The organism is Paenibacillus allorhizosphaerae (genome assembly GCF_042659105.1).
In the GTDB taxonomy this organism is placed as follows: Bacteria; Bacillota; Bacilli; order Paenibacillales; family NBRC-103111; genus Paenibacillus_G; species Paenibacillus_G allorhizosphaerae.
Genome location: NZ_JBHSRV010000001.1, coordinates 940,851 through 952,980, shown reverse-complemented (window position 1 = coordinate 952,980; position 12,130 = coordinate 940,851). Strand labels below are relative to the sequence as shown.

The window sequence follows — 12,130 nt, the reverse complement described above, 5'->3', positions numbered from 1 at the left end:
CAAATCATGCGGCTCCCGGGAAATGAAGATATCCCGCTGCCGCAGAAAATGTCCGAATTAGCCAGCGGCTTCGACCTGTATGCGGCGGTTGGGGAGCCGATAACGCTCGGCCCGGGCGAACGGGCGCTAGTCCCTGCCGGTTTCGCTCTTGCCATGCCCGCTGAGCTGGAAGCGCAAATTCGACCGCGCAGCGGCCTCGCTTTCAAGCACGGCATTACGACGCTGAATTCGCCAGGCACGATCGATGCCGATTACCGGGGCGAAGTGAAGGTGCTGCTCATCAACCACGGAAGAGAACCTTTCGTAGTTCAGCGCAAGGAACGAATCGCCCAAATGGTGTTTCAGATCGTGCCAAGCGTGCGGCTCGTAGAAGTAGCTGTGCTCGACGATACGGAACGGGGCGCGGGCGGCTTCGGACATACGGGAACGAAATAAAAAAGCTTCGCTTTTTCTTATAGATGAATACCCAACAGCACCTCGCATTTCGGCCAACGAGCCGGATTTGCGAGGTGCTGTTTTCATGTTTGCGGATTGTAACCCATCCTTGGGCACTCGCATAAAATGAGTTACCGAGAACGATATACGTCGCAGCCGCAACGTCGGGAACAACCAGGGCGCCGACTGGCGACAAGAAAGAGGTGAGAATGAATGCTGACCGGGATTCAAGTAGCGCTGATCGGCGGCGACGCGCGCCAGCTCGAGGTGATCTTGAAATGTTCCGAGCTGGACGCATCCGTATGCTTGATCGGATTCGATAATTTGCAAAACCAGTTTAGCGGAATCACCAAGGCGGAGCTGGTCCCCGAATCGCTTGAGGCAATGGATGCCATCATATTGCCTGCCGTGGGCACTGACGATCACGGGACCGTTGAAAGCTTGTTTTCTTCGAAAGAGCTGCGGCTTACTGACGAGCATATAGCAGCGCTGCCGAAGCATGCCAGAGTGTTTACGGGCATGGCAAAGCCGTACTTACGCAACTTGTGCGCGAAACATCAAATCAGTCTTGTCGAATTGTTTGACCGCGACGATGTGGCGATTTACAATTCCATACCGACGGCGGAAGGCGCCATTATGATGGCGATCCAAAACACGGATATTACGATTCACGGCTCGAATTCGATGGTGCTCGGATTCGGAAGAACGGGTATTACACTGGCGCGAACGCTGCAGGGAATGGGCGCGAAAGTAAGGATGGGCGTCAACAAGCCGGAATATTTCGCCCGCGCGGCGGAAATGAACCTGAATCCGTTTTACACGAAGGAGCTTATTTCCCATGTTTCGCAGGTGGATTATTTGTTCAATACGATCCCGTCGATGATCGTCACGGCGCAGGTGATCGCCAATTTGCCGCACCGTGCGCTCATTATCGACCTTGCTTCCAGACCGGGAGGAACGGACTTCCGCTATGCTGAACGCAGAGGAGTTAAAGCTTTGCTCGCTCCGGGACTTCCGGGCATCGTAGCGCCGAAAACGGCTGGACGCATCATTGCCGACACGTTGACCCGCATCGTTATGGAAGATGCAGAGATGAGGAGGAATGTGGAATGAACTGGCAAAATAAAACGGTGGGGTTCGCCTTGACCGGATCTCATTGTACGTTTGCTGAAGTCATGCCGCAAATACGGCGATTTGTCGATGCCGGGGCCAATGTCGTGCCGATCGTATCGAATACGATCATGACAACCGATACAAGGTTCGGAACATCGGAAAATTGGCAAAAACAGTTGAAAGACATCACAGGAAATGATATTATTTCTTCAATTGTAGATGCAGAGCCGCTCGGCCCTTCCAAGCTGCTGGACGTGTTGCTGATCGCGCCCTGCACGGGAAACACGACGAGCAAACTGGCTAACGCCATGACGGAAAGCCCGGTACTCATGGCTGCGAAGGCGCAAATGCGCAATCAGCGGCCGCTCGTGCTGGCGATTTCCACGAATGACGGACTCGGACTGAACGCTATGAACGTCGGCAAGCTGCTTATAACGAAGAACATTTATTTTGTGCCGTTCGGACAGGATGCACCATCCGTTAAGCCGAACTCGCTGGTCGCACGAATGGATCTGGTGATGGAAACCTGCGAAGCGGCGCTTCAGGGCAAGCAGCTTCAACCGATGCTGATCGAGCGCTTTAACTACTGATTCCTACTTACAATATATTCATAACCGCAGGGGAGAGACGAACATATGTCGAATCAAAAGTTGTTTAATGTCGCAGTAGTGGGCGCAACAGGTGCCGTTGGAGAACAAATCCTCCGTTTGCTCGCAGAACGGAATTTCCCTATTAACGAATTGAAGCTGCTATCGTCGGCTCGTTCCGCAGGCTCGAAGCTTTCCTATAAAGGCCGTGAGATTACGCTGGAAGAAGCGAAGCCGGAGAGCTTCGACGGCGTGGACATTGCGCTTTTCAGCGCCGGCGGCGACGTAAGCCGTACACTCGTGCCGGAGGCGATCAAGCGCGGAACGGTCTGCGTCGACAATACGAGCGCCTTCCGGATGGACCCGGAAACGCCGCTTGTCGTGCCGGAAGTCAACATGGACAAAATCAACGAACATAAAGGCGTTATCGCCAACCCGAACTGCTCGACGATTCAGATGGTGCAGTCGCTTAAACCGCTTTACGACCGCTACGGCATCTCTCGCATCATCGTATCGACGTATCAAGCGGTGTCCGGCGCAGGCGCGCGTGCGATCGACGAGATGCTGCGCCAATCCAAGGAAATCGTGGCCGGCAACGAGGTGGAACCGCAAATCCTGCCTGTCGGATCGCTGCCGAAAAAGCATCAAATCGCGTTTAACGCGATTCCGCAAATCGATAAATTCGTCGATAACGGATTTACTTACGAAGAAATGAAAATGATCAACGAAACCAAGAAGATTCTGGGCGACGAATCCCTTGAAGTAACCGCGACGTGCGTACGGATCCCGGTTGTCTACGGGCACTCCGAATCCGTCTACGTTGAGCTCAAGCAGGATTTTGACGTCGAGGAAGTAAAACAATTGCTTGCCGATGCGCCGGGCATCGTACTTCAAGACAATCCGGAGGAGCAAGTATACCCGCTTGCAACGGAAGCTGCAGGCAAATTGGAGACATTCGTCGGCCGTGTTCGCCGAGATCTCAGCAACCCGCGCGCGCTGAATCTGTGGATCGTTTCCGACAACCTGCTTAAGGGAGCAGCTTGGAACGCGGTGCAAATCGCGGAATATATTGCGATTGAACAAAACTAATCGATACGCTGTAGCGAATGCGCCGGGTTTCGGGGCGCGCCGCTGTCAGTTCATGCTGGCTTCCTGTGACGCATAGGAAGCCAGGTTTTTGCCTATTTCATTGTAAGGCTTTGATGGAAAAGGGGGATCTTTGATGAAGATCTTGGTGCAGAAGTTTGGCGGCACGTCCCTATCCACAGCCGAAGCCAGAGCACACGTTATCGAACATATCCGGGATGCGCTGCAGCAGCAATATAAACTCGTCATCGTCGTATCGGCTATGGGTCGCAAGGGCGAGCCTTATGCAACGGACACTTTATTGGATTGGATAAGCCATAACGGCAATCGGCTGCCGGCCAGAGAAAGAGATATGCTTCTTTGCTGCGGCGAGCTGATATCGGCGGCTACCTTGTGCAGTTTGCTTCATGCGGAAGGAATTCCGGCAGTTGCTTTAACCGGTGCGCAGGCGGGATTTGTGACGAATGACGATTATGGGAATGCGCAAATATTGTCGATTCGTCCCGATCGCATCCTGGAGCTGCTGGAACAAGGAAACGTTGTCATTGTGGCCGGCTTCCAGGGAGCGTCCAAGTCGGGAGATTTCACGACGCTGGGCCGGGGAGGCAGCGACACGTCGGCGACAGCGCTCGGCGCAGCGCTTCAGGCCGAGCTCGTCGACATATTCACGGATGTCGGCGGCATTTTGACGGCAGACCCGCGGATTGTGTCGGAAGCGAGACCGTTATCCGTCGTATCGTATACGGAAATATGCAATATGGCGCATCTTGGCGCGAAAGTGATTCATCCGCGTGCCGTCGAGGTGGCGATGCATGCGAACATTCCGGTGCGCGTCAGGTCGACGTTCACGAAAGATCCGGGAACCTTGGTCACGCATACGGATGCGATCAAGAACGACGCGGGGGTACATGACCGTTTCGTGACAGGAATCGCCAATGCCGCGAATTTAACGCAAATCCAAGTGTTTGCGAAGGAAGGTAGCTACGACCTTCAGCTTGGCGTATTTACAGCGATGGCGCAGCAGCGGATCAGCGTCGATTTTATAAATGTCAACCCGTCCGGCGTCGTATACACCGTATTCGACCATGAAGCCCAGCGAGCGGCGGAAACGCTGCAAAAGCTCGGCTACGAGCCGTATCTTACGCCCCATTGCGCGAAAGTGTCTGTGATCGGCGGAGGCATGAGCGGCGTGCCGGGAATTATGGCGAATATTGTCGAAGCTTTGACGAGTGAAGATATACAGATACTGCAATCCGCCGACTCGCATGCCACGATCTGGGTTCTCGTTCAGGGAGACGACATGGCGAAGGCGGTGCGCGCGCTTCACAGACAGTTTGCATTGCACAGATGAATGATTAGGAGGACATGTCGTGGATTTCGGAAGACTGATAACAGCGTTGGTAACGCCTTTTGACGACAAGTTGCAGGTGGATTGGTCCGCATTTGAAAAGGTGATGGATTACGCAATCGATGAACAGCAAAGCGACAGTCTCGTCATTTGCGGAACGACCGGCGAATCGCCGACATTGACGGAAGAAGAGAAACTTGGTTTGTTTGCCGCCGCAGTAAAGCACGCGAACGGCCGTTACAAAATCATTGCCGGTACGGGCAGCAACGATACGGCACATTCCATTCATTTGTCCCAAGCGGCGGAGAAAGCAGGCGTCGATGCGCTGCTGCTGGTGGCTCCCTACTACAGCCGGACTTCGCAAGAAGGGCTGTATCAGCATTTTAAAACGATTGCCGAATCGGTCAACATACCGGTTATCCTCTACAACGTACCAGGCCGTACGGGAATTAACATCGATCCGGATACGACGATTCGCCTTTCGCACGTGCCGAATATTGTCGCAACGAAAGACTGCGCGGATACGGACCAGCTGACCCAGATCGTAAACGGCGCTGCGCCTGGATTTACGGTGTACAGCGGCGACGACAGCTCGGCGCTTCCCGCACTGGCGGTCGGAGCTCACGGCATTGTGAGCGTAGCCAGTCACGTAATTGGAAAAGAAATGAAAAATATGATAAACTGCTATCTGCAGGGAGATGTTCAAGGTGCGGCTAAGCTTCACGGCAAGTTGCTGCCTATATTCCGCGGGTTGTTCTTTTGTCCGCACCGCGTACCGAGCCCGGCTCCAGTGAAATTCGCATTAAACCATAAAGGCATTAGGGTTGGAGGCGTACGCTTGCCGCTCGTGGATGTAACCGAAAAAGAAGGACAGTTCATTACAGCGTTGTTTGAATGAGCTCTTTTGAGGCAAAATCGGTGCCATCCCGGCATCGGTTTTATTGTTTTGGGAAACAATACGGTTTACCAAGGGGATTACGGCCTTGAATGCAGCAACTTGTAATTGCTTATTTTGATCATGTATAATGATGGCAAGTGACTGGTGCGGTATATTGGTTTTTTGTTCATACGAAAATATCGTCGTCAATTAATCCCAAGGAGGTTTATTTATCTTGTCCAAAAAAAATATAGACAAACTTACGATTTTCGCCCTGGGCGGCGTGGGTGAAATCGGCAAAAATATGTATGTGGTGCAGTACGCAAACGATATCGTAGTGATCGATTGCGGTTTGAAATTTCCGGAGGAAGACATGCTCGGGATCGATATCGTGATTCCGGACATTTCTTACCTGACAGAGAATCGGGATAAAGTCAGGGGCATTGTCATCACCCATGGTCATGAAGACCATATCGGCGGACTGCCTTATGTACTCAAACATTTGAATGTTCCGGTTTACGGAACGCGCTTGACTTTAGGACTCATTGAAACGAAGTTGAGAGAGGCCAATCTGCTTGGAGAAACGAAACGTATCGTCATTACGGCCGATTCGGAGCTAAAACTGGGTTGCATGACCGCTACGTTCTTCAAGACCAACCATAGTATCCCGGATTCCGTAGGCGTATGCCTTGAGACGCCGGAAGGCAACGTGGTGCATACGGGGGACTTCAAGTTCGACCAGACGCCGGTCAATGAGCAGTATGCCGATTTGCACAAGATGGCGGCGATCGGAGCCAGGGGCGTACTTGCGCTTTTGTCCGACAGCACGAACGCGGAGCGGCCAGGTTATACCGGGTCGGAGAAAAGCGTGGGCGCAGAAATCGAAGAAGTATTCCGCAAGGCGAAGCAGCGGGTCATTATTGCTACGTTTGCATCTAACATTCACCGGATTCAGCAGGTGATCGACGCAGCGGAAGTCACGAGGCGGAAGCTGACGGTGATCGGGCGCAGCATGGTGAATGTCGTTACCATTGCCAGCGAGCTGGGATATCTCCGCATTCCGGACGGGATGTTGATTGAGCCGGAAGAAGTGAACAAGCTTGCGGCGGATCGCGTAGTCATTCTGTCGACCGGCAGCCAAGGCGAGCCGATGTCCGCTTTGACCCGCATGGCCCGCTCGACCCACCGCAAAGTGGATATTTTGCCGGGTGATACGGTCATTATCGCAGCGACTCCGATTCCGGGGAACGAACGATATGTGGGACGAACCGTCGATGAACTGATGCGCATTGGCGCCCATGTTATTTACGGTCCCGGCTCGATTACCGGTGTGCATGTATCCGGCCACGGAAGCCAGGAAGAGCTTAAGCTGATGCTGAACATGATGAAGCCAAAGTATTTTATCCCGATTCACGGGGAGTACCGGATGCTTCGTCAGCACGGCATGCTGGCTGAGTCGGTCGGCGTTGCGAAAGAAGATATTTTTATCGTCGACAATGGCGATACGGTCGAGTTTCAGGACGGCGTTGCCCGCAAAGGCTCCAAAGTGCCTGCAGGCAATGTGCTGATCGATGGTCTCGGCGTAGGCGATGTAGGAAATATCGTGTTGCGCGACCGCAAACTGTTATCGCAAGACGGCATCTTGGTCGTAGTGGTGACACTCAGTAAGCAGGACGGCGCTATTCTTTCCGGCCCGGACATCATTTCGCGCGGCTTCGTTTACGTACGCGAATCCGAAGGGCTGCTTGATGAGGCGAACCGTATCGTGACAAGCACGCTTCAACGTTTGATGAACGAGAACGTGAACGAATGGGCTTCGCTTAAAACGCATGTGAAAGACGCATTAGGACGATTTTTATATGAACAAACCAGAAGAAGACCAATGATCCTTCCAATCATCATGGAAGTTTGATTCAAACCACCAGTCATAGCCCGTTCATTGCATATAGTTAGAACAGTCCAAAGACCTTGCGAATGCATTCGTAAGGTCTTTTTTTACAGGGGCCTGCGCATATTTTAAGGCGGAACAACCATACTATGGGAGAAATCAGACCATGGGAGGATACCCGATATGTACAGCCTGTCTAACAATAAATTGGAACAGCAGCCGCCATCGGCGGAAGACGCAAAAAAGAACGCAACCGTCGAAGCAATTCAGCAATTAGGGCAAACCGTAACGCCGTCCGGTGAATCGAATATTTTTTGCATGACGATTATCGGGCAAATCGAAGGGCACATCGTACTGCCGCCGCAAAATAAAACGACGAAATATGAACATTTAATCCCACAGCTTGTAGCTGCAGAACAAAACCCGAAAATTGAAGGGGTTTTGATCATTTTGAATACGGTAGGCGGCGATGTCGAGGCTGGTCTTGCGATTGCCGAAATGATTGCGACGTTGTCCAAACCGACCGTTACTTTGGTATTAGGTGGCGGGCACAGCATTGGGGTGCCGATTGCAGTTGCATCGAGCCACTCGCTAATCGCGGAGACGGCGACGATGACGATCCATCCGATTCGACTAAACGGGCTCGTGATCGGCGTTCCCCAAACCTTCGAATACCTGGATAAAATGCAAGATAGAGTGATCCGTTTCGTTACGGGCCATTCCAGAATCAGCGAAGAAAAATTTAAAGAGCTTATGTTCAAAACGGGTGAACTGACCCGGGATATCGGTACGTCGGTTGTTGGCCCGGATGCGGTGAGATATGGATTGATTAATGCACTCGGAGGGATCGGCGAAGGAATCCGCGAACTGAACCGTTTGATCGAAGAACGACGCAATGGCCAATCGGGAGGGTTTGTGCAATGATTCACTACAGCATTCTTCCGCTCGAAGCGGTCATGGAGAATATGGAGGCGGTCGAGCAGTCCAAGACGGTGGAACTCGTTATTAACGGGGTGACGATGCAGGTGCAGCAAGTGAATCCCCACCAAGCAATGATCGTTCGGCTTTTGAGCTGCAATCCTCAAGATTTTTTAAATCCGCAGTATGCGCCGGGACGAATGATCGAGTTTCAGCCGGTGTTGCAGGGCTAACGACGAGATTCAAAAGGCTCGTTTCAGCTCTTCCCCAGTTTATGGTATAATAGTGTCTTGGGGGTGAGCGACCTTGGCCAAACGTAGGAAACGGGGCAAAGGCATCAAGACGAACTTGAAGTTCGAGTTATATGGCATCGTCATATTGACATTATCAATTATCGCTTTATCCCGGGAAGGGTCGGTAGCCCGTTCGCTGACGTATTTGTTCCGTTTTGTGATTGGAACGTGGGACTTTGTCATTCCGCTTATTTTCATATATGCCGGTCTGTATGTGATGATGAAACGGGAATGGCCCGTTTGGCGAACGTCCCGTAAAACCGGACTGCTGCTCATCCTGCTTTCACTACTGCTGATGAGTCATATCAGTTTGTTTGCCCAGTTGTTCCCGAAAGGGAATTTTACGGACGGACAAATTTTGTCCCAAACCTGGACGAGCCTTGTAGCGGGATTGAGTTCCAAAGCGGATGGACAAACGATACTGACCGACGGCGTAGGGGGCGGAATGGTTGGCGCGTTCCTGTATGCTGTGTTTCACTTCCTGTTTGATAATTTGGGAGCGCGTCTGCTTCAATATACGTTGTTTGTATCCGGCTTCATCCTCGTAACCGGTATCTCGCTAGGAGATTTGGTGGAGCGGATTCGAGGCCGGAAGTCGTTCGCGGATACGCTTCTGGGTCAATACATAAAACGGATTATGCAGCAAAACAAACAGCGGAAAAAAGCAACGGACGCGTCGCAAGACAAAAAGAGGAAGCTTGCACCGGCGTTCGTCCCGATGGATGACGAATTCGATGAGGAAACGCTGCGGCCGGAACGCAAAGAACGGAAACCGGCGAAAAAGCGTTCGATGTTCTTTGAATTGATTAATCCTTCCGGCGGCAAAGATGCCAAACCTTCCAAGGCAGGCAGCGGCGCCGCGGACGAAATCCCCGAAGAACTTACCGTTTATTCCGCCGATCCGGATCCGGCATATCCCGATACATTGAAGGGCGGTGCCGGCGATTACGAGGCACAGGATGCAGATCCGGCGATACCGGTGATACGTGATTTTCAAGAACAGGTCAAACAGGAAACCGAAATCGGTTCGACCCATGGCAAACAAACGTCCGGCACACCCGCGGCGGCCGTCGTCTCCGCTCCGCAGCAGCAGAAAGCGATGGAGGCAGCTGCGCAAACGGACGGCGAAGAGGATTTGTCCGCAGAAGAATTCGATATCCGCAACAAACCGCTCGAGGTGCCTTATGAATTGCCGTCGCTGCAGCTTCTATCGAAACCTGCGGCAGGCAAAGGTTCCGATGCGCTGGACTACAAGGCGGTGGCCCGCAAACTGGAAGCGACGCTGGAAAGCTTCGGCGTTCGGGCGAAAGTGCTTGAGGTGGTACGGGGCCCGGCCGTTACCCGGTATGAAATTCAACCGGATGTCGGGGTGAAAGTAAGCCGGATCGTCAGCTTGACGGACGATATCGCATTGGCTTTGGCAGCCAAAGACATTCGGATGGAAGCGCCGATACCGGGCAAGTCCGCGATCGGCATCGAAGTTCCGAATATGGAAGTTTCCGTCGTCACGATGCGCGAAGTGATGGAAAGCCCGGCATTCCAGGATTCGGCCGCGAAGATGTCCATCACGCTGGGCCGCGACATATCCGGCCAGCCGATTGTCGGCAATTTGGCGCGTATGCCGCACATGCTCGTTGCCGGAGCTACGGGTTCAGGTAAATCGGTGTGCATCAACGGCATTATTACAAGCGTGCTGTATAAAGCTAAACCGGACGAAGTGAAATTTTTGATGATCGACCCGAAGATGGTGGAACTGAACGTCTATAACGGCATTCCGCATTTGCTCGCTCCCGTCGTGACAGACCCGAGAAGAGCATCGCTGGCGCTTAAGAAAGTCGTAGTCGAGATGGAGAAGCGGTACGAGCTGTTCTCCAAGAGCGGTACGCGCAACATCGAAGGGTATAATTCGATGCTGATCGAGACGCAAACCGGAGCGCCCCTTCCGTATATCATCGTCATTGTGGACGAGCTTGCGGACTTGATGATGGTGGCGGCCAACGATGTAGAAGATTCGATTTGCCGGCTGGCGCAAATGGCACGGGCGGCGGGCATTCACTTGATCATCGCCACGCAGCGGCCGTCGGTCGACGTCATTACGGGCGTCATTAAAGCGAATATTCCTTCGCGTATTGCGTTCGGCGTTTCTTCTCAAGTCGATTCCCGAACGATCCTCGATATGGTCGGCGCCGAGAAGCTGCTTGGCCGCGGCGACATGCTTTACCTGCCGATGGGCGCTTCGAAGCCGGTGCGGGTGCAAGGCGCGTTTTTGTCCGATCAGGAAGTCGAAGCGGTCGTCAACTATGTCCGCACGCAAGGCCAGGCGAATTATGTGGAAGACATGGTCCCGCAAGTGGAAGAGCAGCAGGATACGCAGGATCAGGTCGAGGACGAATTATACGATCAAGCCGTTCAGATCATATTGGAGGCGAAGCAGGCGTCCGTCTCGCTATTGCAGCGCAGAATGCGCGTCGGTTATACAAGAGCCGCCCGCTTGATCGATACGATGGAAGCCCGCGGCATTGTAGGCCCATACGAGGGCAGCAAGCCGAGGGAAGTGCTCGTTACCATGGAGCAGTATCAGATCAATCGAATGAGTTCATAAGCGATACTTTTTCAGAGAGGGAATGCCCAGGCATTCCCTCTTTTCACTGAATAGAAGCTGACTTCCTTTCTCATAATAACCTTAAAAAGGTTGCCATTACGTTGGAGAGAAAGGTGAGTAATCGGAATGAACAAGCGATTGGTCGTTATTACCGTTTGCATGGTATTGGTTTTAATTGCCGGAATCGAATTGAAACATCGAATGAATACGACGCAGACGTTCAGCGCCAATGAAATTCGCTATGGCGCCAGCGGGACGGCGGATGTATACGAGCTTCAAGGGCGATTAAAATATTTGGGCTTTTACACTGGGAAGGTCGACGGCGATTTCGGATATAAAACGTTGAAATCACTCAAGTGGTTCCAATCCGATTTCGGCTTGCGTGTGGACGGCATTGCCGGAAGCAAAACGAAGCTGAAGCTGTGGGAAGCGACGAAAAACTGGAAAGCGTCCGCTGCAGACTTGCCTCCTTGGTTGCCGGGCTCTCAGACCGGTGCAGGAGCAGCTGCAGGAGGAGGCGGCGGGGGAGGAGCCGCACAGCCGCCGGCTTCCACGAACGCAGGGATGGCGCCTTCCACCAAGCTTGGCTTGTCGCAGCAGGATTTGAATATAATGGCCAATGCGGTGCATGGCGAAGCGCGCGGCGAGCCATACATCGGCCAAGTCGCGGTTGCGGCGGTAATCCTCAACCGGGTGAAGCACGCCAGCTTTCCGAACACGGTGTCAGGCGTCATTTTTCAGCCTGGCGCGTTTACGGCGGTCGCCGACGGACAAATATGGCTGACGCCCGACGAATCGTCGAAGAAAGCCGTACAGGAAGCCCTCAACGGATCGGATCCCACCGGAGGCTGCATCTACTACTTTAACCCTGCGACTGCTACGTCCAAATGGATTTGGAGCCGGCCGCAAGTGAAGCAAATCGGCAAACATATTTTTTGCAAATAAGGCATTGGATAGAAGTAACCTGTTCCGAAGGTTGCTTC

General features: G+C 52.9%; 11 protein-coding genes. All 11 read left to right on the top strand.

What is annotated here, in order from left to right:
• The first annotated feature begins 6 nt into the window (after positions 1-6).
• The 11 genes from dut to sleB all read left to right on the top strand — a co-directional run bounded on the left by dut (position 7) and on the right by sleB (position 12,092).
• Positions 7-435, top strand: a complete 429-nt coding sequence (dut, locus tag ACFQI7_RS04070) for a dUTP diphosphatase (protein ID WP_218097528.1) — start codon at positions 7-9, stop codon at positions 433-435.
• A 213-nt stretch (positions 436-648) separates the two neighbouring features.
• Positions 649-1,548, top strand: a complete 900-nt coding sequence (gene dpsA / locus ACFQI7_RS04065) for a dipicolinate synthase subunit DpsA (protein WP_218097353.1) — start codon at positions 649-651, stop codon at positions 1,546-1,548.
• A complete protein-coding gene (locus tag ACFQI7_RS04060; RefSeq protein ID WP_218097354.1) occupies positions 1,545-2,138 on the top strand; it encodes a dipicolinate synthase subunit B in 594 nt (197 codons plus the stop codon). Before dpsA ends, ACFQI7_RS04060 begins: the two co-directional genes overlap by 4 nt.
• A 45-nt stretch (positions 2,139-2,183) precedes the next feature.
• Positions 2,184-3,224 (top strand): aspartate-semialdehyde dehydrogenase, encoded by a 1,041-nt coding sequence (locus ACFQI7_RS04055; RefSeq protein WP_218097355.1) that lies wholly within the window; start codon positions 2,184-2,186, stop codon positions 3,222-3,224.
• A gap of 133 nt (positions 3,225-3,357) precedes the next feature.
• Positions 3,358-4,572, top strand: a complete 1,215-nt coding sequence (dapG, locus tag ACFQI7_RS04050) for an aspartate kinase (protein WP_218097356.1) — start codon at positions 3,358-3,360, stop codon at positions 4,570-4,572.
• 19 nt (positions 4,573-4,591) lie between these two features.
• Complete coding sequence (dapA, locus tag ACFQI7_RS04045; protein WP_218097357.1) at positions 4,592-5,467, top strand: 4-hydroxy-tetrahydrodipicolinate synthase; 876 nt, start codon at positions 4,592-4,594, stop codon at positions 5,465-5,467.
• 214 nt (positions 5,468-5,681) lie between these two features.
• Entirely contained in the window at positions 5,682-7,358 is a 1,677-nt protein-coding gene (locus tag ACFQI7_RS04040; RefSeq protein ID WP_218097358.1) for a ribonuclease J, read from the top strand.
• Between the two features lie 159 nt (positions 7,359-7,517).
• The gene (locus ACFQI7_RS04035; protein WP_218097359.1) at positions 7,518-8,258 is read left to right on the top strand and encodes a ClpP family protease; all 741 of its coding nucleotides are present in this window, start codon (positions 7,518-7,520) and stop codon (positions 8,256-8,258) included.
• Positions 8,255-8,485, top strand: a complete 231-nt coding sequence (locus ACFQI7_RS04030; RefSeq protein WP_218097360.1) for a YlzJ-like family protein — start codon at positions 8,255-8,257, stop codon at positions 8,483-8,485. Before ACFQI7_RS04035 ends, ACFQI7_RS04030 begins: the two co-directional genes overlap by 4 nt.
• 73 nt (positions 8,486-8,558) lie before the next feature.
• Positions 8,559-11,147, top strand: coding sequence for a DNA translocase FtsK (locus ACFQI7_RS04025; RefSeq protein WP_218097361.1), 2,589 nt, complete (start codon positions 8,559-8,561; stop codon positions 11,145-11,147).
• 126 nt (positions 11,148-11,273) lie between these two features.
• Positions 11,274-12,092, top strand: a complete 819-nt coding sequence (gene sleB / locus ACFQI7_RS04020) for a spore cortex-lytic enzyme (protein ID WP_218097362.1) — start codon at positions 11,274-11,276, stop codon at positions 12,090-12,092.
• The last annotated feature ends 38 nt before the right edge of the window (positions 12,093-12,130 follow it).